Source organism: Novipirellula caenicola, assembly GCF_039545035.1.
In the GTDB taxonomy this organism is placed as follows: Bacteria; Planctomycetota; Planctomycetia; order Pirellulales; family Pirellulaceae; genus Novipirellula; species Novipirellula caenicola.
Genome location: NZ_BAABRO010000030.1, coordinates 1 through 26,446 on the forward strand (window position 1 = coordinate 1; position 26,446 = coordinate 26,446).

Here is a 26,446-nt window from a genome sequence, read left to right on the forward strand (position 1 = left end):
GCGAAGCCTCCGCACCCACCGCCGCTATCATTTGCGGCGACGAGCGAGAGAGTTGCTTGCTCGCGTGGATTAGCTTGAGAGCGTCCCTTCTTTTTGACTGCGGAGCTTGGCGACGAGTCGCCGATAACAGAACTGCGCAGTAGCGGCCGAGAATCATACGAATTTCGACTGAATCCCTTGCGTGTTGCCGCCGTTTCTGCCTTGCCATGGTCGAAACCGAGCCACATTTCCAGTGTTAACTCGCCCGCGTGAACTCAATCCTCCCCGACAACATGCTCTGTCCCTGTGCGACAACATGCTCTGTCCCTGTGTGAGAGGGGGGCGAAGCGGCCAACAAGATGCTCTGTCCCCGAGCTGGGAAGATGTGGGAAAGACGGGAGAGAGATCCCCGGTGTGTTCGTCGGAGGCGTTTTTGGCAGATATTGCGGAAAATCAAAAATGCTGTGTTTTCCGCAGTGCCCAGGGCGGGACTCGAACCCGCACAGCCATAACGGCCGAGGGATTTTAAGTCCCTTGTGTCTGCCAATTCCACCACCTGGGCGTGCCGACAAAATACGGCATTTCGCTCCTCCAGTCCACTCCAGATGCCGCTACTTTGGTCAAGACACGCCACATTTCGCCGCGGCAGTGACTCGCCGTCTCCTTCACTCGCACCGCGTTTCTTCATCGTCCGCCCCTCGTTCAGCCCCGCCCCCGATTTCGGCCCCGGTCTTCACCGGCCAGCGTGACCAAGTCATAGCCAAGCCCTTGACTCGGAACCGCGACGACTCAGCAGCCGGACAAGGTGAGATCGTCGATGCCAGGGAAAACCAAGCAATACTTGAAAGCACCAACGACTTAAGAGCAACAACGCACTTTTGATTGTGAGCGAAGTCGAATCCGCTACCGACTTGCTGTGGTGTCTTCGCGTGGGGCAAGCCACAGGATGTGCTCTGCCTCGCACTCTTCGTGCTCTTCAAAGCGGTCGATGAACAACGTCACTTCGTGAACCGCGTCAGGCCATGATTCGAAGGGCGGCTCGACTTGATCCAACCGGTCAGCTAGATCGTCAAGCTCCGAAAGCAGTTCTTCGTGATCCTGGCACGCTTGCCGATAACTCGCCTCGACCTCGATAGATCCCTTCGGGTAATGCGAACGCAACTCTCTGCCAATCTGATCCTCCCGAACGAAATGATCCACAAGTCGGTCGCGAATTTCACGCAGTCGGTTTGCAGACTCAATAAACTCCGGCGTCTGCTGCTCCGCCACATGGCTGGTCCAGTCGCGGAAGGCATCTAACTCCTGCTGCAAACTGGAATGCTCTTGTTTCCAATGTCCAAAAAGCACGGAAACACTGTGCTTCGATTCGGGTTTCATGGATCTGGCTCATTTTAGTTGTGTTCGGTGTTGAGTATCCCTCTTTCCTGAAAATCCGTGTTGATAAGACAATGCAGCAACGATAGTGCCGCTGATCGCCCAAAGCCTCTAGCGGCGGAGGAAGTGACGGCTATATACGAAGCCGAATTATCCGCAATTCTATCGCAAGTCGATGAAAAAGTTGTGCCTCAAAAAAACTGCCTGCAGTGTACGCCAGTGCACGTCCTAGGCGAATTGATGGTTGATGCTCTCTCAATGCTCGCATCGAAGATGGACGATTTTCGCTCAAAATCCCCGTCGAGCCGACTCAGCAGCCTTCGAAATCCCGCGAATAAAAAAAGCCGAACGGATCACCCGCTCGGCTTTTTTTGATGGTGTAGCAGTGAAAAGATGGCAACCTTTTTCGCTTGCCAATCGGACACTTACTCGGTTTCGTCGGCCGCTTTGGCGAATGCTTTGGCAAACGACTTCTCGCCAAAGACCATTTTCACTTTGGCATCGTCCTCAGCCTTTTCCACTTTGCCTTTGCATCCATTACAGCAGAACGTCACTTTGACGCCGGAAACTTCGGTTGCAGTGTCCGGGTTCAAATCTTTGCCACTAAAAGGGCAAGCTTTTTGCTCGTACTGCTTGGTCGCCACCAGTTGACGATTAGCACTGCTGGCAAACTTCTCTTTATCCTTTGCGAACTTTCCAGCACATCCATTGCAGCAGAAATAGACTTTGCCGTCCTTGTAGTCCGCTGACTTGCTCGCATCAGCAGGCTTCGATGCGACAACGCATTTCACACCTTCTAAATCGATATCGCCAGCGAATACGGTCGCGGTAGCGACCAAGGCGATGGCCAAACCACTTGCAACTTTCTTCAGCAACATTCTTTTCTTCTCCAAAATTTGGTTTCAATAAACACGCTCGTCAGCCTACAAGCATAGGCGTTCTGGCGAGGGGAAGCAAATTGGCGAGATTAGATCAACTCGCCAGTGCCCCCTTCTCAAAAGATCGCACTCTAGCAACGCATCGACAGCCACTACGAGTCGACACGATTGACTGCCGAGACTTCCAACAGCATTCTCAAGTAGCTGCGTGGCTCGCTTCGCTGCAAGCCCAAACGGTCCGTCAGCAGCCCAATTCGGGCTCTCGCTTGCTCAACTGCAGACTCGCTTTCCGCAATCAGCTCGATTTCGGCAAATTGCCCAACGTGATCCACATCATCGATCACGACTGTGAAACCGTCCAAATCGTCCGCCGCAGTCGGCGCCGGCTCAAAAACCGCACGTGTCTTGCAAACCTCGGCAACCCGTCGAAACCCAAGCAACTGCAGTAGTTCTTCGGTCTTTTCGCCGTCGGCGTCCCCAGGCCCCAATTCCCACTCCAATTCACGCCGAGCCTTGATCTCGCCCGGCAACTTCGTTCCTTTGTAGGTGATCCTTGGGCTCCCATCGATCCGCCGCACTCGCAACGCCTCTTTCGACTCGGCAAAATCGCGGCACGGATGATTGTAATAGGTGTCGCGATGAGTTTGAGTTTCGACAGCCTGAAACCCCGCGTCGATCAAACTCGCCTCGATCGCATTGACGTCGTCCAAATGAAACTTTTGTTCGATTTCAAACATGTTAGCCTTCACAGCAAAAGAGGACCGGCGGAGCGAGCAGGAGACCTGACAACCACCGTGCTCAATCGTTGACTCACTGGGAATCGACGTCACTTTGGTCGACATCGCGTTGGCCTGCCTTATGTTGGCCTGCCTCACCTTGGGCAGACCGTACCGGTGTCGCCACCCGGCTCAGTGGTGCGGGAGTTCCTTCGCTGGTCACCCAAACGTCACCGCTATCATCGATACAGAGGGCTTCGATTTGTCGCAAACGAGGCAGATCACTGGCTTCGGCAAGCTGTTTTATTTGTTCGGCAACCGGCATGTCCCGCGGTGAGCAGCGAAAGCAGAAAACTTGAAAGTAATTCGCAATCCATAAGTCGCCTGTGCGGGCATCAAGATCGGCAGCCGAAACCATCGGCAACGCCAACACGCCTTCGACTTTCGCCGCCACTCGGACCGCAGCGGGGGTCGAAGTCGGCGGGTTCGTGCGGAGGCCGTTGAGTCGCTTCAACAATCCAGCCAAGTCTACAGAGTACATGTTCACATAGGGGATCGCCGACTTGGCAATCATCAGGATTTTGCCGCGTACCGGATCCACAGCGACCGCCTCACAATCGTGGGGGCCATCGGGATAGGTAAGCTGAATCGCCAGGTAATTTCTTAATTTTGTGGCACGCGTCGGGTCGGGTTCTTCGAACAAATACAAAAAACAGGCATCCCGTTTGCTGTCGTTATCTCCGCAATCGGCGACCACTAGGTACTTTCGATCACCCAGTTCAAACGAGGCCATGTCTTCCCAATCCAACGACGACGCCGCAACCAAGTCGCAGCTGCCAGTGGCTTTGCCTTTGGCATTAAAGGCGAACAACCGTGCGGTATCGCCCGAATCGTTGTGAGACCAAAAGTGCCCAGGCTGCCGATTTGAAGCAGCCAAACCACTGCTCTCGCGTAATTGGGGTACACCCAGATAGACTGGAGAGAAGTTGGCGGTTGAGTCCGCATTTTGCCCATTTAAATCCTGGGCGGATGTCCACGGAACCGTCGCTACACCCGATAATAGAGTGAGCAAAACGAGAGCGAACGAGATCGCAACATGAAAAGCTCGCAGGTGACCCATTTGATTTATTGCTTTTTGATAAACGACCCAAAGATTGTCATACCATCCTGAAACAACTGATATGAATGAAGTTCCCGTACAGCCTCGAGCGAGCCGGTCGTGGTGGCCGATGCTGGTGTTAATCTTAGCGTTTGGGCTGTTCGCTGTCAGTCGAAACCAACCCTCCGGCGATTCGCAAGACAGCGTTGCGATCGGCAAGTCCGCTCCGCAATTGGAATTGGTTCGGCTTTCTCAAGACCCGTCCGAGATGTCCATCGAAGGATTGCCCACCGGCAAGGTGACCCTGATCCATCTGTGGGGCACTTGGTGTGGCCCCTGTACGATGGAGTACCCTCACCTGTCTGAAATGGTGCAAGAGTTTGATGGCAACGAAAACTTTGCTTTCATCTCGATTTCATGTGAGTCTGGTTCCTCGGAAACGATCGAAAATCTGGCACAGCGGACCCGCAACTTTCTCGCTTCGATTGACGCCGATACCGATGTGTTCGCCGATCCGCGTGGCATGTCGCGTGAGAACGTCGCCAAGTCGCTCGGTAAGCCTCACATGTATTTCCCAACTTCCGTGTTGGTGGACCAACAGGGGACGATCCGAGGCGTTTGGGAAGGTTTTTCGCCCAATGGCGTCGATCAGATGAAAGCCAAAATCGAGGAACTGCTGTAGTAGCGAGTCGTTCACGTCGACTCGCGAGCTTCGCTTTGGCAGAGCAGATGCTGCTTCAATGATTCAGCGGCTTGCACCGGGTGCTCCGCATCGCGAATTGCACCGGTGACCGCGATCCGGTCACAACCCGCTGCCATCACCTCGCTGAGATTGGATTGATCGATGCCTCCGATCGCAAACGCCGGAATCGAAATCGATTGGGCAACTTGCTGCAAGAACGCCGGTCCTACGTATGCATCAAACTGTTTGGTGCGACCTGCGAAAACGGGACCGCAGCCGATGTAGTCGGCACCATCGTCGATTGCCTCTTTCGCTTGCTCGATCGAGTGCGTGGAAATGCCTAACAAGCGGCGGTCTCCGATGATCGCACGAACGGCGGCCGCGGGCAGCTCGTCTTGTCCGACATGAACGCCGTCGGCATCCGCCGCCACCGCGATATCGGCACGATCGTTGACGATAAACAACCGACCGAGACGTCGCGCCACCGCGGCTCCGACACGGGCCCGAAGATAAAGCGTGCGGTCGTCGAGCGAGTGATCACGAAGCTGAAAGATATCCACACCTGCCTTGGCAAGCCGCTCGATCGAAGCGGTATATTCTTGCTCGGATTCCCCTCCATCGATTAACAGATACAGTTTTGCCTCCGCAAGTTGCGTGGTGCGTTCGCTGGTAAACGCTGCGAGCTCGAGCGACGCACACGCTTGATAGGCTCGGTAGCGAATCTGTTCCACCTCGGCCGCAAAACGACCATCAATCGTCTTGCCATACTCTTCGATCACACGCAGCGATTGAGCGATACGTGCGGAAGCAGCCGCGATCACTTTTTGCGATGACGACCGCACGTATTCGGTCGGTTCACGAATTTCGGTTCCCACATCGCCAGGCGTATCACGCGATTCGATCAATCGCTGGCGATCGATCCCTCGGCCTACGGCGGTAGTCAAATCGTGACGAAGTGATTTGAAGCAAGCATTAGCGGCAGCATCATCCTGGACGAACCGAGCATACTCTTCCAAAGTACGAAGTCCCTCGGTTGCTCGATTTATCGAGGCATCCAGAATACGATAGGTTGCTTGGCGTGGTAGGATTGGCATCGGTTTGAATCGCTACAAGAAACGTGTTGAGGAACGAAAACATGAAGACAACCGCAGCTTTGGCAAGCATCGTTGCTTCGGTATTGATGATTACGATCGCATTTTCGCCGCTGGCGACCGCAGCGGACGAGGCCGAGAACCGTGCTAAGAAAACGCAAACCAAACCAGCTCCGAATCGTAATGCAAAGCCCAAAAAGGTGAACCCGGCATTCCAGCCGCCGGTGGCCGTCACAGGACTTCCCAACGTGCTGCTCATCGGCGATTCAATCTCGATCGGCTACACAGTCGATGTCCGTAAGCAGCTTGACGGGGTCGCTAATGTCTATCGCCCGGCGGCCAATTGCGGGCCGACGACTCGCGGGCTACAGTCGCTTGAGGAATGGATTGGCGATCGCAAATGGGATGTCATTCACTTCAATTTTGGTTTGCATGATTTAAAGTTCATGGGCCCCAAGGGTCAAAATTTAGCGGATCCCCACGCCGCGACGAGTCATCGCCAAGTCCCAATGGATCAATACGAAGCGAATTTGCGAAAGATTGCCGAGCGGCTCAAGGCGACCGGAGCGACGGTGATTTGGCGAGAAACCACGCCGGTTCCCGAGGGAGCGGCCGGACGCCTCGCGGGTGACGCCAAGCGTTACAATGACACCGCTGCCAAGGTGATGGCCGAGGTGGGTGGGATTCAAATCGACCCCATGTACGACTTTGCCCAACAGCACGCCGATTTACAATTGAAGGCAAACGTGCACTACACTGCCGCCGGATCAAAAAAGTTGGCCGAGCAAGTGGCGAAGTCAGTACGAACGGCGTTGGAAAAAAAGTAGTTCGATCCCCCTTCCCACTCGGCCATCGGGGCTACAAAATTTCACTTCAGCCCGCTCGCCGCCCTGAAGTGTTTGTCTTTTGCAAACGCCCCCTTCAACACGCCCTCGTAGCTCAGCTGGATAGAGCAGCTCATTCCTAACGAGCAGGTCGCAGGTTCGAATCCTGCCGAGGGTGCTTTTTGCAGCGTCGATTCTTGGTTGACGCCGATCACGGTTGCTCCGGATCGCTGATGACTCGAGTCGCTAAATTTTTTCGTTGCAAGACGACGAACGAAGCAGTCCGGTCCGGCGACCCCCTTCCCACTGCTTTATAATCGGGCATCCTTTCTCTCCTAGACTCCCGAGGACTACTGCAGTGAGCGATCCTGTTACCGAAGCGTTGAGACAAGTGGTTGCGGACACCTATGCGTTGATTGGCCAGACGCATGTCTGCCACTGGAACGTGCGTGGACCGTCGTTCTTCTCGTTGCACACGGCGTTTGAAGAGCAGTACAACGAACTGTTCCTCGCCGTCGACGAGATCGCCGAGCGAATCCGAGCCAAAGGCGCCCTCGCGCCGGGAGGTTTGTCGAATCTGGCGAAAATGGCAGGGATCGACGAGATCGCCGAAGATGCCTCGGCCAAGGAAATGGTCGCACACTTGGTCAAGTCCAATGAGAAACTGCTGGACGATCTAAAAATCGGGCGTGACAAGGCGGGTGAAGCTGGCGACTCGGAGTCCGAAGACATCATGATCGCGCGGATCCAAGTGCACGAGAAAACCGTCTGGATGCTGAAGAGCTACTTAGAGTAGCCCTCGCCTAAATTGAAAAATGCAGGAAGCCTAGTCGACGAGCGGTGTGACACCACACCTCTCGTCGCTACGAACTCGCCATCCGATGATTCCTCCATAGGCCCCGATCGCAAGACGAGCTCTCGCAATCTTCTCGGCTTGTTTGGTGTCTTTGATTTCACCAATTAGCTCGTAGGCCACATCGTATAGGTTTTCGGTCAATTTAACCGCCAGATCGCGAAGTTCAGCACACTGGCGAAACTGACCCACAACAAGTACGGGACCATCAACCAGCCAGCGAGCTTCGAGTGGCTGAAGAATGCGATGGTGGTCGCTGCGATAGCCAGCCATAGAATCACGATCTCCACGAACGCCCAGCCCGGTTGATGAAAACGAAAGAAGATCCACGACCAAGCCACGTTCAGCGCAAGCTGTAATGCGAACCACGCCAGTGGAATCTTGGCCGCCTTCACTCCAGCAGGCTTCCACACCAACCACGCTGCAACCGCCATCATCACGTACAGTGTCGTCCAGACGGGACCAAAGACGTTTGCCGGAGGATTCCACGACGGCTTTTCAATGGTCTTGTACCATCCATCGATTTCAGAGGTTGTCGCCATCGCTCCAACCCCAGCCGCCCCCAGGCAAACACCGATAAAGGCAATCAGCATGATCCACACTGCCCATCGACTTGGGAAGAAGTCTCGTTGTTGAGGAATCGACGCATCATCCGTCATCACCATATCTCCGTCTGCATGTCTCAGTGAAAATCGTGTACTGAAGCCCTTAAAGCAAAATCGTCCGCCAATTCGCCTCGCCTGAAACGGCCAACTTCAACATCAACGAGCAAGTCGATTGTATCGCTGCGTCCAGTATCGTTACGAACGGCTACCCCTCGCTGAATGGCAAACCTCGAGATTTGCAACACTGTGATGGTTCTAAGCTCCAGCAAATCGCCGAGTGTTCATCGGATGCGAACCGATTACGACAAAGCGGATGTCCCGCAAAATGAATCGCCCGCGAATAACGCGAATCGACGCGAATGTTTGTATCTAGCTGTTCTATTTGCGTTCATTCGCGTGATTCGCGGGCCAATTGGCTTTAAATTCGATGAAGCCCGAATCGTGCGAGTTACTGCATTGGCAGTCAGTTTGTCGGTCTCCTGTCGTCGCTTCGCGACTTGATGGGCAGGGGCGGCGATTGTCCCCGGACTAACGTCCGGGGCTATCGTTTGTCGTCGCGTTGCGACTGGTAGATTGGAAAATCGCAAAGCGATGGCAGGCATTAGCCACGGACGCGAGTCCGTGATTTGCGGTCGCCCCCCGCGTTGGAAAAGTCGCGAAGCGACGACAGGTGCCATTTGCCGAATCCCACCGCATCAATGAACGCAATACGCTGAGCAGGAGAGTCACGTCGGCGCGTGAAAACAGTTCCTCTGTCACGGTTCAATCAAACGTCGCCGCCGAGTTCCGAGATGAGCCGCTTCAGCTGCAACGCGTTGAAGGTGGCGTGGCCCTCCGCCGTGTTGTCGAAGATGCACCAAACTTCGTCCGCCGGACAATCGTGAATTCGGTTTTGCAGGTCTTCGAGGTATGCATCCGAATAATTCGAATAGTAAATCTTGGGGTGGCCGTGAAGCCGGAAGTAGGCAAAGCGAGTGTCGCCCGCTGGTTCAAGCGTCGGCAACCCACAGGGGTGCGGATCGACCGCCACGCGACTGATGCGATACTCACGAAGCAACTCGTTTGGTTTCGGCGTGAACCAACTGGGATGTCGCGGTTCCAGTGCAACGGGTCCGTCGTAAGACTCACGGACGCTTGAAAGGAATTGCTTTGCAACTTGTTGATCAAAGGCCAGCGACGGAGGCAGTTGAAACAAAACGACTCGCAATTTTTCACCCAACTGACTGACTTCGCTCCAAAACGGCTCCCACAAATCGCGGACGTCTTTCAATCGCCGATGATGCGTGATTTGGCGGGGCGCTTTGACGCTAAAACGAAACGTCTCATCCGTACTTTCACTCCATTTCGCCCAGGTCTGTGCACGATGCGAGCGATAGAAAGACGAGTTCACTTCGACTGCATTCAGGACGTTGCTGTAACGCTGCAAGTGCGTCCCAGTTCCGGGAAAGTGGGTTTTGTGCTCGGCTCGCAAGCTCCATCCTGCGGTTCCTAAACGTACTATCGAAGCGGCCATTTCGTCTAACACCCGAACGTCCACGGAAGATTGTGTGCATCGAAGAAACGCGTGCACATTCCGGGCCGCTTGGGCACTGTTCGGAGATAACTTCGTCAATCGAGTTTTGTTACATATCACGTCGTTGTGTATTCTCTGTAGTGGACGAGGCTACGAGTCCCGTCGTGTCACTAAGACGCTGGGACTCGTAGCCTCGTCCACTACCTCCACGCGCGGACTCGTCGCCTCGTCTACTACCTTCAAAGCTGGCAGTTGACCTACGCCAATTCAATTAAAACTCAAGCGGAGGGTTCATATCATTCGGGAAACATTTTGAATTGACGAAGTTATTTCTGAACGTTTGCTTAGCGAATCGACTCCTCGGGTAAGCCGGACTTGATGCCTTCGTCGATCGGCATGATGTCGGGTTTTCCTCTCCGATGAACCGCGTTAGCATCGTGTCGTCGATGGCCGGGCAACTGCGTTTCGATTTGTTTCGCATCCGCTACAAGGCCGCAACCCAATAGATCGAAGCAGTGAGGCAGGAATCATTGGGTGAAATCCCGGTAGTCGCTTAAGCGAGCGCTGTGAAGCCACTACTCGTAGCTGCCTTCGCCAGAAGGTGGTGATTCGTATTTCCGCGACAACCATCCACGCTCTGGCGAGCGTAGCTACGGAACGCAAATGCCGTAATTTGCCGTCTCTAAATTTGTTACAGCGATGCGTTTTAACACGGAGACACGGAGTATTGTTAGACCGGAATGCTCTTGGTCTACCTCTGTTTTCTCATTTTTTACCTGCCATCTTTTGATCCCGCAGGACGCTGCAGCGAAAGCGGCTGACTGCTGGATGCGACTGGGGATCCTGCCGCTGCGACGCAGCTAATTTTTCATCATGCCTGTCCGGCGGCCGATTCCGCTGACGATGACCTACGTGTGCTAACCGATCGCTTTGTTTTGTTCAGCAAAGGATGCTGTACCGAAAACTTGACGCGATCAATATCGTGGAAGCTGCACGACGAAGAGGTGCGGAGCGGCAAAGACAATCACGTTGTAACCGCTGGGATGAACCAGAAAATCAGTCGTTCCACTGCTGCGAGGTGCGAGATCGTAGTTTTTCAACAACTGGCCACCACTGGTCATCGTTTTCAACTCAGTCGCATGATCCTGTGCGTAGATCATGCGGGCTTGTTTATCGAGCGACAGTGCGCGTGGATACGCCCCGCTGTCGACCTCGAGAATCGGATTGGTGATGTCCGAAACGCGGTACAAATAGGTTGAGTACCCCTTTCCATTGCCGCCGCCCGAGGGCATGGCCACGTACTTTGAATCGTCACTAATTTCGATACGTTGTGCATTTGAACCGATTCGCGGTCCACCTTGCAGGTACGTCAGCGTCTTGCCACGAATTCGCAGCTTGTGCAGACACTCCGACGATTCGCAAAAAAGATACTCGCCATCTGGGGAAACGGTCGGCATATTGACATCTCCAATGCGTCGAATCGGCCGATTGAACGCGGCCAGCGGATATTGATTGACGACTTTACCGTCACTCAAATCGGCCACACTTAGGACGTAGTCCTTTCCGTAGAAATAGGCATAAGACAACTGCGGCGACGCACCAAATGTCTCCGCGTCGCCGACTGCAAGCTTTTTCTTTCGCTTGAGCGTTTTTTCGTCCAGCACGATCAAATCCTGTGTCGCTTTGACTAAAACACAAAGTCCCTCTTTGGACATCTCGATCCAACTGCAGGGCGATGCCAAATCGAGTCTTAAAACCTCTACCAGTCCCGGAAACGAAATTTTGCTCAAGACACCGGACTGCTTTAACACAAAGAAGTGTTGATGGTCGGTTGACCAAACCATATTGTTGACCATCTCGCTGGCGTCAAACTTCAGCAGACGACAGGTCGCATCGACGCAAGTAAACGGCTCGTCGGCAAGAGGCGTGTTGGTCGCTTGGGCTTGATTGTTAGGTCCTGCGGCGATGTTGCCGATGTCGGCGGAAATCCAATCATCCGCGTCGTCTTGCTGCATTTCCGCCGCTCCGAGTTTGTCTTGCGGAGCGTCATCGTTCTTTTCGGCACCCCCGATCCAATCGTCCGCATCCCTGTCGCCTTGGACGATTTTTCGGTCGGATTTCTTATCGGCCTTCTCAGCGAACGTGATCTGGAACTTGCCGGGCGAAGTATAAAACGTTTTGCCTTTGCCGTTTGTGAATCGGATTTGCTGATAGTACTCGACGGTCGCCCCATCGTCGCCTCGCACGACGTGCGATCCCGTGGCAGACTGGTCGCTGATCTTCAGTTTTACTTCCACCATGTTCGAAGCGATGCTGGACCATGTCCCGTCTTCGTTGGATTCCAACCGTTTGACCTTCTCAGCTTCGATGTAGAACACCGAAACTCGTTTAAGTTTTCCTAGCGGATCAATCAGGTTGGCTTTGAAGTTGAGTTCGACTCGATCATCTTCTTTGGCTTTCCGCTCGATGGACATCGCCCCAACACGACCGTCTAACATGGCGAGGACACTTTCGCACGGGATGCCAATACCGATTTGAGTTCCTAAAACCGTGGCCACAGAAACTCCCATCAACGATCCATCGGCAAAGACGATGGGACCACCGGAGTTTCCCGGATTGATGTCACCATCGACTTGGACCTGTCCGATCACGCCAAAGTCGTCGGTATGGATACTCGATATCGAACCTTTGCCGATGGTCACACTGGGTCCGCGTTGGTTCGTTGATAACGCATTGCCAAAGGGATAACCAAGGATGAAGACCGGAACGGTTTCGCGGATTTGGTTCGTAGAGATCAGCTTGATCGGATCGGGAAGATTGTCGTTCTTGATCCGCAATACGGCCAAATCACGCGAACGATCTTCGCTGAGAACTTCGGCGGGCATGGTGATCCGATTAGCCGAACCACTGTTGAAATCGACTTCGACCGTTCGAGGACTGGTTCCATGCTGCTGGACAACGTGCTGATTGGTCACGATGTAACCCCACTGCCCGACCTTTCCCATCAGAAACCCAGAACCCGTTCTGCCAAAACGCCCTGTTTCAACTCGAACGTAAACGGTTGCTTTTTTGAGTGCATCAAGTCGATCGGCGGGAATGGCTTCTTGCGCGATTCCGCTGCTGCCTGCAAGAACACAGCAAAGACAAATGATTAAAAGAGCCGCTTTCGCAATCCAATCCTTCCAAACCACGCGTGTCATACCAAATCGATCTTCAAAAGAGGCAACGGACTGGAAAAACAGTGGCAAACCTAAAGGCTAAGTGCCCGCTCTGGGACTGTCAATCGAAAGCCCCTTGACCGCGATGAAGCCACCAAGCCCTGAATCCTGCGTCGCAGTGTTGATAGGCCTGAAAAGATACGATCGAGGCATCATCCGACACGATGGTGCGCCGACGATGCTCGAACGCTTAGCGAATCGACTCTTCGGGCAACCCCGACTGGATGCCTTCGTCAATCGGCATGCTGTCAGGCTCGCCATCGCCGCTGGCGGCGATCAAACGATCCAGCTCTGCACGAAGCCTTTTGACTGTACCCGCATATTCCGCGACGTTGATCAGATTCGTGTCTTCTTCGGGGTCGACCGATAAATCGTACAGTTCCGCCATGTGACGATCAGGCGATCCGTCACCGTGCGGGTAGCGAATGTATTTCCAGCGGTCGGTTCGCAGCGCCCGAACATTCGGTGTGTAAGGAAACTGGCTTTCATAGTTGTATTCATAATACAAACTGGTTCGCCAATCCGACGTGTCGCCTTGTGCCAAACGCTTCCAGCTTGCCCCGTGCACCTTTTCCAGCGGCTCAGCGTGGCAGATATCCAAAATCGTGGGCGCAAAATCAATCGTCGCGGTTAACTGCGGAATCACGCGAGGCTGTTTGGTTAGCCCTGGGTAACGGACCACCAACGGAATCCGGATCGAAGGTTCATGTCCGGTCCGTTTGTCGACCATCCCATGTTCGCCCTCCAATAGCCCATTGTCCGAGGTAAAGATCACCAGCGTGTTGTCGAGTTCGCCACGCTCTTCGAGAAACTGATACAAACGTCCGACGCTGTCGTCGACCGACAATAGCGTTCCCCAATAAGCACGGACCATGCGAGCAAAATCCTTCACTGCCTCGGGACTTTTGTCGGGAAACTGTTTTCGCCAATCGAACAGCGGTCCATAGATTCCATGCCAAGTATCGAGTCGCTTTTGAAACCACGCCGGCTTGTCACTCAAATTGAATGCACTTTTGGGATACTGCACATCCACATCGTCGAACGTTTTTTGATACTTCTCTTCGGGAAAGTAGAAGCTGTGCGGTGCCTTGTGCCCGACCATCATCAACCACGGCTTGTCCGAGTCGCGGTCTCCGATCCAGTCCAGTGCCATGTCGGTCACGACGGTGGTGTAGTAACCTTTGACGACGCGGCGGTCGTTGCCATTGAAATTGAACTCGGTGTCAAAGTAACTGCCTTGACCTTTATGCGTTACGAAATGGTCAAACCCGGGCCGCGGCATGTCATTGCCTTCGCCCATATGCCATTTGCCGACGTAGGCGGTCTCGTAGCCCGTGTCCTGCAAACGCAGCGGAAAGCTGGTCATGTCCGACGGGTATTCGGTGAAGTTATTCGTAACTCCATGGGTGTGAGCGTAAAGCCCACTCAGGATCGAAGCACGACTGGGCGAACAGAGGCTGGTGGTGCAAAAATGGTTTTTGAACAGCAATCCCTCGTCGGCCAAGCGGTCGATATTTGGCGTTTTCAGATGAGGGTGCCCCATACAACTGAGTGCGTCATAGCGTTGATCGTCGGTCAAGATGAAAAGCACGTTGGGTCGTTTGGGTTCCGCCGCGTCTTTCGCATCGCTGCGGACGGCGGTCAGTAGGGTCAGTGCAATAACGGGAACGGCGACGAGAATACGAAGCAAGGTCACGATAAGCTTTCGCTGAAAAGGGGAATCGGGGGAGTGTGTTGGGGAGGCGTCTATTGTAGTCGCACGGGATGGATGCATCATCCGGGCGAATTACACGGGCCAAAACTTGAGTTCGCGAGCTAGGGGAACCGTCGCTCGAGCGTCTTGCTGTCTTCGAGGTGCCGGGGTTTTTCGTGGTGGGATCTTTAGCAAGATCCACTACCGGGGAACAACGTAGATGCTGCTTTTGCACAAGGATCTTTAGCAAGATCCACTACGGGAGGACAACGCAGGCAACACACTCGCACAGGGATCTTTAGCAAGATCCACTACGAGAGAGTGAGTTTGACGCGGATATGGCGGCGGAGCGGAAACCGATTTTCAGCGATTTAGGCGATAATGTCCTTCACCACTTTTCCGTGCACGTCGGTCAAACGGTAGTCACGCCCGCTGTAGCGGTACGTCAACCGCTCATGGTCTAGTCCCATCAAGTGCAAGACCGTCGCGTGCAAGTCGTGGACGTGCACACGATCTTCGATGGCGGTCAGCCCAAATTCGTCGGTCGATCCGTAGCTGATTCCGCCTTTCACACCGCCGCCTGCCATCCAGGTGGTAAAGCCATAGTGATCGTGGTCGCGTCCCTTTTGGCCTTCGGAGGTCGGGGCACGGCCAAATTCGCCTCCCCAAATCAGCAAGGTCTCTTCAAAGAGCCCGCGTTGCTTCAAATCCTTGATCAGCGCCGCGATCCCTTGATCACATGCCACCGCCAACTTTCGATGGCCGTCGACGATATTGCCGTGCCCGGTGTCCCATGCGATATCGTAGCCGTCGATCGAATGAGAGAGCTGGACGGTGCGAACGCCACGTTCGATCAACCGCCGCGCCAACAGGCAACCTTTCGCATATTCGCTGTCGCCGTACATCTCGAGCGTTTGCTTCGACTCCTGGCTTGTATCAAACGCATCCGGAACGGCGAACTGCATGCGAAACGCCATCTCCATCGTCTGGATGCTCGCTTCGAGCTGCTGGTCTTGTCGCTGACGCTCCAAATCGATTTGGTTCAGCCGTGTCAGCAAATCGGCCTGCTGACGCTGGCCCGCCTTGGGCAACCAACCGTTTTTCAGATCGTCCAAAATTCGATCGGGCTGCATTTCGTGAATGTTGACGTAGGTGCCGGTGTAGGCGCCTGGCAAAAACGCATTGCCCCAATTCGCTAGTTTGTTGCGTGGTTGAGCTCGAGGACTCATCGCCACAAATCCCGGCAAGTCTTGATTCTCAGTCCCCAAGCCATAGACCAACCATGATCCCATGCTGGGACGACTCGGCTGCAGATGACCGGCGTTCATCATCATCATCGCACCGGCATGCTCGGGAATGTCGGTATGCATCGAATGGATGAAACAAATATCGTCAACACACTCGGCGACGTGCGGAAAAATCTCGCTAACATGTTTGCCGCATTGACCGTACTGTTTGAACGAGTACGGCGACGGCATCAGCCCCATCTTGGTATTCCGCAGTGATTTTCGATCGACCATGGCCGGCCGCTGCCCCGCGAACTTCGCGAGCTGCGGCTTGTAATCAAACGTGTCCACCTGAGACGGGCCACCCGGCATGAACAACTGAATCACATGCTTGGCCTTAGGGGCAAAGTGCGGCAATTTCGGTGATAGCGGCGAAGCGGATACGGCCGATCCCGATGCCGCTTCCGCCTGGGCGACCACACTTGCCAACGCCATCGAGCCAAACCCCGCGCCCATTTTGCGAAGCGCATCGCGGCGGCTCAGCACCGGCATCGGATCATAGTGAAACATCTTCAATTACCTCACAAACATGAATTCATTGGAACTCAGCAGGACCTGAGCGTAGCGATCCCAACGCGACAGCGGATTCGCATCCTCGGGACTGGAAAGAAACTGAAGCCCGAGCCGTAATTCCATCGGCTCGGGACTGCGACAGTACAACAAATCGTAAGCATGCTCGATCCGCGCCGCGTCGGATTCACTTGCAGTCGCCAGCAACGCCACCAGCGATTTCGCTCGCTCGACCATAAAGCGGCTATTCATCAAAAACAGATACTGCTGTGGCACAATGCTGCTGGGTCGCTGCGCCACGGTCGCTCGCATCAGCGGAAAATCAAATCGACGCAAGAAACGATCCGACTCAAAGACGTCGCCGTTGCGGCTGACTTTCGCGTACAGCGTCCGGCGTTTGTTCTGGGTGACATCCGCAATCGAGGGCCCCCCCAGCGACGTATCGAGTTCACCGGTCACCGCCAATAGCGAATCACGCCACGCTTCGACGTCCATTCGCCGAGGACTCATTCGCCACAGCAATCGATTGTCGCCGTCGGCTACAAATGACTGTTCATCAAACCTGCTGCTGAGCTGGTAGGTGGCCGAAGTCATGATTTGGCGATGCAGCGATTTCAGTGACCAACCGCCCGAGATAAACTCACTAGCCATCCAATCCAATAACTCAGGATGCGTCGGAGATTCACCGAGCGTGCCAAAGTTACTGGGTGTGCGGACCAACCCCGCACCAAAATGATGCATCCACACGCGATTGACAAACACGCGAACCGTTAAAGGGTTTTCGGGATCAACGATCGCATCGGCAAGGCCCGCGCGTCCGCTGCCGCTGGTAAATCGATCCTGTTCTTTGCCCGACAACAGCCGCAAAAAACGACGCGGTGCGACGTCACCGGTTCGGCGAAGATTGCCTCGCAATGCGACTTTCATATCGCCGTCACCCGTGTCATGTAACGTATGCGCGATTTCGTAGCCGGGGGGAGCGTTCTGTTTTAAATCCGTTAATTCCGCCTGCCACTCGTCCAACTGCGATTGCTCTTCGGAGGTCGCATCACGTTTATCATCTTCGATTTTTTTATTGAGCTGGTTGAGCTGTTTTTGCAGCTCGTTGACTTTGCGTTGGTGAGCGTCAAAACGCTTGACCACGTCGCCGGATGCGAGCGGCATGTCCCGCACCGCCGTGTTATTAAAAACCCCGGCGAGCGAATAGTAATCCTGTTGCGGGATCGGATCGAATTTGTGGTCATGACAACGGGCACAGGCTCCGGTGATTCCCAGTAAGCCTCGCGTGAGCGTATCGATGCGGTCGTCCAGCGTTTCGCCTTTGGCCTGAGCGACGCTGTCGGGATCGCCACCGTCGGATCGATAGGTTGGGCCAAGTGCGAAGAAACCCGTCGCGATTGCTTCGGAATAGTCGCCGTTTTGATCGCCCGCAATTTGCAAACGAATGAATTCGTTGATTGGCATATCTTGATTCAGCGCATCAACAACCCAGTCGCGATAACGCCATGCGGCGTCAAGCGGTTTGTTGTCCAGAAAACCACCCTGCCCATCGCTGTATCGAGCGACGTCCAACCAATGGCGACTCCAACGTTGGCCATACATCGGCGAAGCGAGCAGTTCGTCGACCAGCGACTCGACCGCGTCTTGCCGATCCATCGCCGATGACGCAACAAACGACTGCACTTGTTCTGGCGTAGGCGGAACGCCAATCAGATCGATGTAAATGCGGCGGACTAGAATCTCGGGTTCTGCGATCGCCACCGCATCGAGCCCCGCCGCGGCCCGACGTGCGACAACAAAGTTGTCAATCGGATTGACCACGAGGCTCGGGTCCACCGCAGGAATTTCCGGCCGCTGCACAGGCTGCCACGCCCAATGGCTCTGCCGAGCGGAATCCCAATCGAACGAGGACCAATCGGTCCCGGTCGCGATCGGGACTCCCGGCGACGAGGTGACTTGAGGCCAAGGAGCTCCCATTTCGACCCATCGCGTCAACGCATCAATCTGACGCTGGTCCAATTTGCGGTCCGGCGGCATCTCGCTCGCTTCGTAGTTCACCGATTGGATCAGCAAACTTTCGGAGGGCTTGCCCGGCACCACTGCGGCTCCCGATTCGCCGCCTCGCAAAATTGCTTCACGGCTATCGACGTACAGACCGGCCTCCACCTCGAGTGCATCGGTGCTGTGACAATCGAAACAGTGCTGGACCAATAGCGGTCGGATCTGCGTTTCGAAAAATTCGATCTGTTCGGGTGCAAACGATGGAGGACCGTCGACAATCTCGGCCGCATCGAGCGGGACAACCAGCGACAGCCCGCTGAATAGCAAGCCATGCAATAGCGCAAGAATTGACGGTAAAAAACGCATCAGACAGGTTCAAAGGTGGGAAGGGAGGGCGAGCGAGGGTGGGCGTGAGGCGGCGATGCGACCAAGCGTGCATATTTGCTTGCAGAGGGTCGTTGTCCGCCAAAGGCCTGTCCCTCATCATAACCGAGCGACACGGGATCGGCGTGGATTTTCGCAGCATCAACAGTATTGTCGCAAACTTGCCAATGTCCCGCAACGTTTTGCCGACCGTGGAGGCGAATTCGATTACGCTGGACCCCAAAATACTCCATAGACTGCACAAAGGCGAGCTGACCCATGTTCTATCGTTTCCATTTCCTCCTAGCCGTGATCGCATGCAGTGGTGTGGCCACGGTGGGATTGGCCCAAGACAACAGCGGCGGTGATCACGTGATCGTTCTAACTGACACTGAAACGAACACGCGAACCGAGAGTTTGCGAATCACATCCAAAGACTTCGCTGACGTGTTGCCGCAGAATTCACCTGCATGGTCCGTTGAAAAAACGACACTGCACGGAGGCAAACAGGAGGGCTGCGAACTGGTCACGATCGATAACGGTGTCCTGGAAATCGTCGTGGTTCCGACGCGAGGCATGAGTGTGTTGCGAGTCACCAAAAAAGCGAACTCGAATGAACCTGATTCCACAGCCGCACGGTTCGGTTGGGACTCGCCCGTCAAAGAGGTGATTCATCCGCAATACATCAATCTCGAAAGCCGAGGCGGCCTTGGATGGTTGGAAGGATTCAACGAGTGGATGGTTCGCTGCGGATTGGAGTACGCCGGACATCCCGGCAAGGACGTGTTCACCAACAACGTGGGCGACAAGGTCGAGATGGATCTGACGCTGCACGGCAAGATCGGAAACATTCCCGCGTCAAAGGTCACCGTCACGGTCGATCGCGAAGCTCCTCATCGCATCCGGCTGCAAGGCATCGTCAACGAACGAATGTTCTACGGTCCGAAACTCGAGTTGATCACCGAGATTTCGGTAGTTCCGGGCGAGCCGTCCTTGCGGATCACCGACACGTTGGTCAATCACGGTGCTGACGAGCAAGAATTCCAGCTGATCTATCACACCAATTTTGGCACGCCGCTGTTAGAGAAAAACGCTCGCACCGTGGTCGCAGCCGAGAAGGTCGAACCGATGAACGAGAACGCCGCGAAATCGATCGATCAATATGCAAGCTACCAAGCTCCGACCAAAGGGTTCATCGAAGAGGTCTATTTGGTGTATCCGATCGCGGACGCGAGCGGACGCACCCAAACAATGCTGGTCAACGCCGCCGGCGACCAAGCAGCCTCGGTCGCATGGAATACGTCACAGTTGCCTTACTTGACGATTTGGAAGAACACCGCCGCCGAAGCGGATGGTTACGTGACCGGAATCGAACCGGGCACCGGATTCCCATTTAATCGCAACATCGAACGCCATTTTGGCCGCGTGCCCAAACTTGCCCCCGGCCAATCACGCCGTTTTGAATTGGAGTACGGTTTCCACAGCGGGGCCGAAGCGGTGAACAAAATGGAAGCCGAAATCCGAACATTGCAAACGGCCTCGGTGGTGCTGGAAGAGAAATCGCCCACGCTGCCGTCGCCGTAGCCAGCAATCCGCGGGAACGCCGAGAGAGACCGCCAATTAAGACATTGGCGCGTAACTTGCTTCGCTGGGGACGCCACTTGAAGCTCTTATCTCAATCGGCACCGGATCCTGCTATGCCCGATCGCACTGAAGTCAAACGCCGCGAATTTCTCAAGAATGTTGGAGTGGCGTCGGCTACTTCGGTGGTCCTCAGCGAAGCGAACGCGGCGGTGGCCGCTGAGACGACAACCGATGTCGATGTGACCGCCAATCGACCAACTGTCACCATTCAGTTCAAGCTGAACGGTAAATCCAAAAAAGTGACGATCGACGCTCGCACCACGCTGGTGGACCTGCTTCGCGAGGATCTGCAGCACTTCGGAACAAAGAAGGGCTGCGATCATGGAGCTTGTGGCGCGTGCACGGTTCACATCAATGGTCGACGCGTGCTGTCCTGCCTAACCTTGGCTGCCACGGTCGACCAAACCGAGATCAAGACGATCGAAGGAGTGGCCAGCGGCGAAAATCTGCATCCAATGCAACAAGCGTTCTTACGCTGCGATGCCTATCAGTGCGGTTATTGCACGCCGGGACAAATCATGTCGGGCATCGCTTGTGTCGACGAAGGCCATGCGACTGGATCGAGCGAGGAGACCCGCGAATGGATGAGCGGAAACTTGTGCCGCTGCAGTGCTTATCCCAACATCCTAGCGGCCGTCCGCCAAGTCGCCGGCAGTGAACCGGAAAGCGATCCCGCCTCCGGCGTTGTCGTGATTTCGGATGCATCCTCATCGGACTCTTCCACATCGAAGGAGCAGTCATGATTCCATTCCAGTTCGAGCGTCCTGCGTCCATTGCTGAAGCGGGACGACAACTGCAAGCCGAAGGAACGATGCTGCTCGGTGGCGGCACGACGTTGCTAGACTTGATGAAACTCAACGTGCTGACGCCTTCTCGGCTTAGCTTCGTCAAGCCGCTGTTAGACGACAGCGTCTCGGTGCAACAATCGAAACTTGTGATCGGGGCCGGTTGCACGATGAGCCAACTTGCCGACGACGAGGCTGTCAAAGACTCGCTCGCGGCAGTGCGTCAATCGCTGATTTTGGCGGCGTCGCCCCAAATCCGAAACATGGCAACGCTCGGCGGCAATCTACTGCAGCGAACACGTTGCACCTACTTTCGCCATCCCGACATGCCGCTCAATCCCGAGGGAGACGCGGAATTGAAGTTTGACACGCCCGGGGTCGAAACCTCGATGATGGCGGTCCTCGGCAATAACGGCCGGCTTGTCGGCGTCTACCCCGGTGACTTTGCCGTCACCTTGGTCGCCTTCGCAGGACAAGTGCGGGTAACGGGTCGCGAGGGCGACCGAACAATCGATGCAAGGTCTTTCTACCATCTGCCAAACAAAACGGAATTCCAGTATTCAACGGCACTGGATCGCGGCGAAGTGATTACCGCGATTGAGCTGCCGATTTCGGCCACCCTGCGAAACAGCATCTACTTAAAAGTCCGCGAGCGTAGCAGCTATGCATTTGCGTTGGCTAGCGCGTCGGTCGGTATCGAACTTGACGGCGATGGAAGCTCGGCAACGATCAAAACGGCCAACGTTGGTCTTGGAGGACTGGGTTCGATTCCCTGGCATAGCCCCGAAGCGGAAAACGCGTTAATCGGTCAACCCGCCACGGACAACACCTTCGAGCGAGCGGCCGACGCCGCGCTGGCCAACGCGAACCCGCCACCAGGAACACAATACAAAGTCCGGCTCGCTAAAAGGACGCTTGTTCGAGCCTTAAAAATCCTCCGCGACCACGGACCACTTAACGATCAAGAACTTTGGGCAATGCAACACGGACGAGGTGTGCAGTGACGAATTATACGAGCTTAGATTTGCAGGGTCCGGTTGGAAAACCACTTGTCCGAGTCAGCGGCCGCGAGAAAGTCACGGGCACGGCCACGTTCACAGCCGAGTGGCCAATCGAAAACATGTTGCACGTCGTCGCGGTTCCGTCGACGATCCCGCACGGCACGGTTCGCGAGATTGACTCAAGCGACGCAGAAAAGATGTCCGGAGTGCGGCTGGTCATCACGCCCGAAAATGTGCCTGAGTTTACGCGGGTCCAATCCGGCTCGGAAACCAATTTTGCCACCACGGTGGCTTCTTCGCTGTTTCCCGCCGCTGAGAAAGAGGTGTTTCACGCAGGGCAATACATGGCCGCCGTCGTGGCGGAATCATTCACCGCAGCGCGTGATGCGGCGCTACAAGTGAAATTAAAATACGAAACCAAACCGCACGTCACGGATATCGATCAAGCGCAAGCGGACGAACGTCCAGAAAAACTGATGGGGGCGCCGGCGGTGATCACCATCGGTGACGCGGAACAGGCATTGCAAGAAAGTGAGGTGGTGGTTGATCACGAATACCCATTGATTGGCAACCATCACAATCCAATCGAAATGCATGCGGCGATCGCGCACTGGACCACCCAAAACAACAAACCGTTCTTGACCGTTTACGAAACCTCGCAAAGTTTGTCGGCGGCACAAACGAGTTACGCCAAAGTATTTGGCATCGATCCAAAGCAAGTTCGCGTGATCTGCAAATACGTCGGCGGTGCGTTTGGATCCAAGGGCTTGATGTGGCCCCACGCGTTGCTCGCATGTTTCGCAGCGAAACTGACGGACCAGCCCTGCAAGTGCGTCGTCACGCGAAGTCAACTGTATGGCGGAACAGGTCATCGCACGCCAATCCGCCAGCGTGTAGCGATCGGGGCCAACAAGGATGGAAAAATTCATTCGATCATTCACGACGGCTATGCCTCCACTGCGATCAAAGACACGTACAGCGAAGCCTTCACGATGGTGACGCGGATGATGTACGACACGGACCATTTGCGACTGGACCAGAAACAATGTCGCCTGAACTCGCAAATGCCGACATTCATGCGAGCGCCCGCGGAGACGCCTGGAATGTTTGCCTTGGAATCGGCGATCGACGAACTGGCCCAAGAACTGAAAATCGATCCGATTGAACTGCGTCGCCGCAACGAACCCGAAAAGGATATCCACTCGGGCAAACCATTTAGCAGTCGCTTGCTTCTGCAGTGCTTGGATGCGGGGGCGAAGCGTTTCGGATGGAATGATCGCGATCCTGCCCCTCGCAGCCAAAGCGAGGGCAACTGGTTGATCGGACAAGGAGTCGCAGCGGCCACTTATCCTTACTTTACCTTTCCAACCAAAGTTCGCGTGACCGTGCATGCGGACGGTCGTGTCAGAATTGACTGCTGCTCGCAAGAGATCGGAACGGGAACCCGAACCGCCCAGAGCCAGTTGCTTGCCGATATGTTGGACGTGCCTGCATCGCGAGTTTCGATGGAGCTTGGCGATACCGTGTTACCCAAAGGCGGCATCTCGGGCGGCAGCGCGACCACGGCAAGCGTCGGCGGTGCGATTCGTGATGCGGTCGAAAAGCTGAAAAGTCGATTGATAGGACTCGCCCCATCGGATTCGGCGTTGTCCGGCGTCAAAGTCGACGAGGTTCGTTTTAAAAATGGAGCGTTGGTCAGCCCAAAGGGATCAATCGCAATCGAAGATTTGCTCTCTGACGCGATGAAGGAGTCGGTCAGCGCGATGGGAGAACTGAAAGCGTCAAAGGACTCCGCTTTCTCGAAGCATTCGTTCGGGGCAACGTTTGTCGAAGTCGCTGTCGATGAAGAGCTTGGCTTGGTACGAATGCGGCGAATGTTGGGGTGTTACTCCTGCGGTACCATTTTGAATAAGAAAACGGGACGCAGCCAGTTTATCGGTGGGATGATTATGGGAATTGGTCATGCGCTGCAGGAAGCGACTCACTGGGACCATCGCTTGGGACGGATCACGAACGACAATCTGGCCGAGTACCATATCCCGGTCAACGCCGACATTCCCGAAATTGACATCATGTGGATTGATACTGCCGATTACGATGCCTCGCCCATCGGAGCGAAAGGAATCGGCGAAATCTCGATCACCGGTGTTGCCGCTGCGGTCGCGAACGCCGTGCACCACGCCACGGGCAAACGAATCCGCAGTCTTCCCATTACCCCCGAAAAGGTGATGGTTTGAATACACGTCATCTCATTCAACTTGCCCGTGATGCGATCGCGGAAGGGCAATCGTGCGTTCTATGCACCGTGGTTCGACTTGACGGCAGCGGGTATGGACGGCCCGGTGCGAGACTGCTGTTGACGGAATCGGGCCAGCGATGTGGATTTGTCAGCGGAGGATGCCTCGAGAAAGATCTCTGTCGACGCGTCTGGTCAGCGACCCAATCTGGGCCGCGATTACTCGCGTTTGACACCCGTGGCAATTCGGTCACTGCGACGCGCTACAACACTGGATGCGAGGGTGTCGTGTACGTGTTGTGCCAACGCGTGACAGCGGATGACACCATCGCCATCGACGTGCTTGATTGTGTTGAAGAAGACGGATTGATCGCAAGGCTGTTGACGGTTTACCGCAGCAATAGTGCCGAGCACGACGTGGGTGACATGTGGGTCGAAATGGCGGACCAACGTTTTGTTTCACGTCCTGGATTGACAATCGATAGCGAATGCGAGCGAGAATGGCTCGGATCGCACCGCAACCGAGTACTGATGTATCGAGATCGCAACGGCAACGAAGTCGAAACCGCCGTCGAAATCCTGCGTCCACCTCGTGAATTGGTGGTGTTTGGCGCCGGCGACGACGCCATTCCGTTGGTCCGCGCCGCGGCCCAGCTCGGTTGGCGAGTTACCGTGATCGGCAAACGTGCGGAACTCGCCCACCGAGACCGCTTTGCAAACCTTGTCCCCGATGGCCGGATCGACGTGCGTTGCAATGACCCCGCAAAGGAGTGCGAGCGATTAAGCATTCACGTGCGAACGGATATCGTCGTGATGACTCACGATTTCGAAGGCGATGTCAAACTGTTGCCAAAACTGCTTGATTCTCAAAGTCGATACATTGGTTTACTTGGCCCCAAACGTCGACTTGCGGGCTTGGTCCAACGGCTTCACGAACAAGGACGCGTACTCAGCGAAACCGAGATTGATCGCATCCGCAGCCCCATCGGTTTGGACATCGGTGCGGTCTCACCCGAAGAGATCTCGATCTCGATCGTGGCTGAATTGATCGCAATCGAAAGTGAACGTGACGGCGGCATTTTGCATCGTCGCAACCAACCGCTGCACGAACCGGCTGAACTCGTGCGACTCGCCACAGTGACGTCGCCGTGAAGCATGCAATCATTCTTGCCGCAGGCGGCTCAACACGCTTGGGCCACCCGAAACAGCTCATCCGCTGGGGTGATGGTAACCTGCTAACGCATGTGATCCAAACAATCGCCGCGGCCGGAGTCGAGCAAATCGCCGTGGTCGTCGGTGCTCATCAAGATGCCATTATCGCCAGTGTGAACACGGATGAATATCCGCCGGTCCGCTGGCTGCGCAACGAAGATTGGCGCGACGGACAATCGACCAGCTTGCGTTTGGCGATTCACGAACTGCAGTCTCAATGGAGCGAACATGACGCGATTCTGATCGCGTTGTGCGACCAACCCGCGATTGACACCGAACACTACGCCGCCTTGATCGACACCGTCATAAGCGGCGACTTTGCCAGTTCCGCCACGCAGTATCCCTCGGGGGCTGGCGTGCCGGCATGCTTTAGCGCCGCCATCTTGCGTTTGCTGGAGCTTCACGGAGATCAAGGTGCCAAAAACTGGCTCCGCACTCAGCCACCGGACAAGGTGCATCTGCTGCAGTGCCCCGCCGCGGCTTGTGACATCGATTCGCCGCAAGATGAAATCCATTTGCGTCGGCGTTCCCTCCGTAGCGGACAAGGCTAACGGTCCCCCATGACGGACTTTTGATACGTTCCACGACGCTCGCTAGTGGCTTGACATCCCAAGTCCGGTTTGTGAACCGTCGCCCGCCCCGAGGCCTGAGCCCCCCCATTTTTTACGCCCCTGTGAATGTGAACCGGACGCTGCGAATCCGGAATGTCCCGTTGCCGCTAGGCCACTAAGAAGTTACCTTTTCTGCATGACCACTCCCCCTTAGCACGAATGCCGACGGCGAACCACTGCAATGCAGTGCGAACATCGCCGTCCGATTGTCACCTTACTCGACAGTCACTCTCGAACGCTGTGCTTCTTCTTCCGTGTCCTTTCACTTGATC

21 protein-coding genes and 2 tRNA genes are annotated in these 26,446 nt (G+C 55.2%); 10 read left to right on the forward strand and 13 right to left on the reverse strand.

The window, feature by feature from the left end; translation table 11 throughout:
• Positions 1-456 precede the first annotated feature (456 nt).
• From ABEA92_RS29540 to ABEA92_RS29560, 5 genes are all read right to left on the reverse strand, one after another.
• Positions 457-541, reverse strand: a tRNA-Leu gene (locus ABEA92_RS29540).
• A gap of 341 nt (positions 542-882) precedes the next feature.
• Positions 883-1,356 (reverse strand): hemerythrin domain-containing protein, encoded by a 474-nt coding sequence (locus ABEA92_RS29545; protein WP_345689166.1) that lies wholly within the window; start codon positions 1,354-1,356, stop codon positions 883-885.
• Between the two features lie 422 nt (positions 1,357-1,778).
• Positions 1,779-2,231, reverse strand: a complete 453-nt coding sequence (locus tag ABEA92_RS29550) for a hypothetical protein (RefSeq protein ID WP_345689168.1) — start codon at positions 2,229-2,231, stop codon at positions 1,779-1,781.
• A gap of 152 nt (positions 2,232-2,383) precedes the next feature.
• Positions 2,384-2,968, reverse strand: coding sequence for a class IV adenylate cyclase (cyaB, locus tag ABEA92_RS29555; protein ID WP_345689170.1), 585 nt, complete (start codon positions 2,966-2,968; stop codon positions 2,384-2,386).
• Positions 2,969-3,041: 73 nt separating this feature from the next.
• Entirely contained in the window at positions 3,042-3,884 is an 843-nt protein-coding gene (locus tag ABEA92_RS29560) for a hypothetical protein (protein ID WP_345689172.1), read from the reverse strand.
• Positions 3,885-4,128: 244 nt separating this feature from the next.
• Between ABEA92_RS29560 and ABEA92_RS29565 the strand changes: the two genes are divergently transcribed.
• Positions 4,129-4,728, forward strand: coding sequence for a TlpA family protein disulfide reductase (locus ABEA92_RS29565; RefSeq protein WP_345689174.1), 600 nt, complete (start codon positions 4,129-4,131; stop codon positions 4,726-4,728).
• Positions 4,729-4,739: 11 nt separating this feature from the next.
• Here the strand turns inward: ABEA92_RS29565 and ABEA92_RS29570 are convergent, their stop codons facing one another.
• A complete protein-coding gene (locus tag ABEA92_RS29570; RefSeq protein WP_345689175.1) occupies positions 4,740-5,822 on the reverse strand; it encodes a thiamine phosphate synthase in 1,083 nt (360 codons plus the stop codon).
• 41 nt (positions 5,823-5,863) lie between these two features.
• Here ABEA92_RS29570 and ABEA92_RS29575 point away from each other — a divergent pair, with 41 nt between their 5' ends.
• From ABEA92_RS29575 to ABEA92_RS29585, 3 genes are all read left to right on the forward strand, one after another.
• Positions 5,864-6,646 (forward strand): SGNH/GDSL hydrolase family protein, encoded by a 783-nt coding sequence (locus ABEA92_RS29575; protein ID WP_345689176.1) that lies wholly within the window; start codon positions 5,864-5,866, stop codon positions 6,644-6,646.
• Between the two features lie 101 nt (positions 6,647-6,747).
• Positions 6,748-6,821, forward strand: a tRNA-Arg gene (locus ABEA92_RS29580).
• A 180-nt stretch (positions 6,822-7,001) separates the two neighbouring features.
• On the forward strand, positions 7,002-7,439 hold the full coding sequence (locus ABEA92_RS29585) for a Dps family protein (RefSeq protein WP_345689177.1): 438 nt from the start codon (positions 7,002-7,004) through the stop codon (positions 7,437-7,439).
• A 30-nt stretch (positions 7,440-7,469) separates the two neighbouring features.
• Here ABEA92_RS29585 and ABEA92_RS29590 read toward each other — a convergent pair whose 3' ends face one another.
• The 7 genes from ABEA92_RS29590 to ABEA92_RS29620 form a co-directional block, all read right to left on the reverse strand.
• Positions 7,470-7,640 carry a hypothetical protein gene (locus ABEA92_RS29590; protein WP_345689178.1) on the reverse strand — a complete coding sequence of 57 codons (171 nt, stop codon included), beginning with the start codon at positions 7,638-7,640 and terminating at the stop codon, positions 7,470-7,472.
• A complete protein-coding gene (locus tag ABEA92_RS29595) occupies positions 7,637-8,155 on the reverse strand; it encodes a TspO/MBR family protein (protein WP_345689179.1) in 519 nt (172 codons plus the stop codon). Before ABEA92_RS29595 ends, ABEA92_RS29590 begins: the two co-directional genes overlap by 4 nt.
• Positions 8,156-8,867: 712 nt before the next feature.
• Positions 8,868-9,614, reverse strand: a complete 747-nt coding sequence (locus ABEA92_RS29600) for a DUF72 domain-containing protein (protein WP_345689181.1) — start codon at positions 9,612-9,614, stop codon at positions 8,868-8,870.
• A 974-nt stretch (positions 9,615-10,588) separates the two neighbouring features.
• The gene (locus ABEA92_RS29605) at positions 10,589-12,814 is read right to left on the reverse strand and encodes a S1C family serine protease (protein WP_345689183.1); all 2,226 of its coding nucleotides are present in this window, start codon (positions 12,812-12,814) and stop codon (positions 10,589-10,591) included.
• A 208-nt stretch (positions 12,815-13,022) separates the two neighbouring features.
• Positions 13,023-14,528 carry a sulfatase family protein gene (locus tag ABEA92_RS29610; RefSeq protein ID WP_345689185.1) on the reverse strand — a complete coding sequence of 502 codons (1,506 nt, stop codon included), beginning with the start codon at positions 14,526-14,528 and terminating at the stop codon, positions 13,023-13,025.
• Positions 14,529-14,896: 368 nt separating this feature from the next.
• On the reverse strand, positions 14,897-16,321 hold the full coding sequence (locus ABEA92_RS29615) for a DUF1501 domain-containing protein (RefSeq protein WP_345689187.1): 1,425 nt from the start codon (positions 16,319-16,321) through the stop codon (positions 14,897-14,899).
• A gap of 6 nt (positions 16,322-16,327) precedes the next feature.
• Complete coding sequence (locus ABEA92_RS29620) at positions 16,328-18,688, reverse strand: PSD1 and planctomycete cytochrome C domain-containing protein (protein WP_345689189.1); 2,361 nt, start codon at positions 18,686-18,688, stop codon at positions 16,328-16,330.
• Positions 18,689-18,964: 276 nt separating this feature from the next.
• Between ABEA92_RS29620 and ABEA92_RS29625 the strand changes: the two genes are divergently transcribed.
• The 6 genes from ABEA92_RS29625 to ABEA92_RS29650 all read left to right on the forward strand — a co-directional run bounded on the left by ABEA92_RS29625 (position 18,965) and on the right by ABEA92_RS29650 (position 26,114).
• Positions 18,965-20,269: an aldose 1-epimerase family protein gene (locus ABEA92_RS29625; RefSeq protein WP_345689191.1), complete on the forward strand. Its 1,305-nt coding sequence runs from the start codon at positions 18,965-18,967 to the stop codon at positions 20,267-20,269.
• Between the two features lie 113 nt (positions 20,270-20,382).
• A complete protein-coding gene (locus tag ABEA92_RS29630; protein ID WP_345689192.1) occupies positions 20,383-21,072 on the forward strand; it encodes a (2Fe-2S)-binding protein in 690 nt (229 codons plus the stop codon).
• Positions 21,069-22,118, forward strand: a complete 1,050-nt coding sequence (locus ABEA92_RS29635) for an FAD binding domain-containing protein (RefSeq protein WP_345689194.1) — start codon at positions 21,069-21,071, stop codon at positions 22,116-22,118. Before ABEA92_RS29630 ends, ABEA92_RS29635 begins: the two co-directional genes overlap by 4 nt.
• Positions 22,115-24,352 carry a xanthine dehydrogenase family protein molybdopterin-binding subunit gene (locus ABEA92_RS29640; RefSeq protein WP_345689196.1) on the forward strand — a complete coding sequence of 746 codons (2,238 nt, stop codon included), beginning with the start codon at positions 22,115-22,117 and terminating at the stop codon, positions 24,350-24,352. Before ABEA92_RS29635 ends, ABEA92_RS29640 begins: the two co-directional genes overlap by 4 nt.
• Positions 24,349-25,503, forward strand: a complete 1,155-nt coding sequence (locus tag ABEA92_RS29645; RefSeq protein ID WP_345689198.1) for an XdhC family protein — start codon at positions 24,349-24,351, stop codon at positions 25,501-25,503. Before ABEA92_RS29640 ends, ABEA92_RS29645 begins: the two co-directional genes overlap by 4 nt.
• Positions 25,500-26,114 (forward strand): nucleotidyltransferase family protein, encoded by a 615-nt coding sequence (locus tag ABEA92_RS29650; RefSeq protein ID WP_345689200.1) that lies wholly within the window; start codon positions 25,500-25,502, stop codon positions 26,112-26,114. The genes ABEA92_RS29645 and ABEA92_RS29650 overlap by 4 nt, the downstream gene beginning before the upstream one ends.
• Positions 26,115-26,446 lie beyond the last annotated feature (332 nt).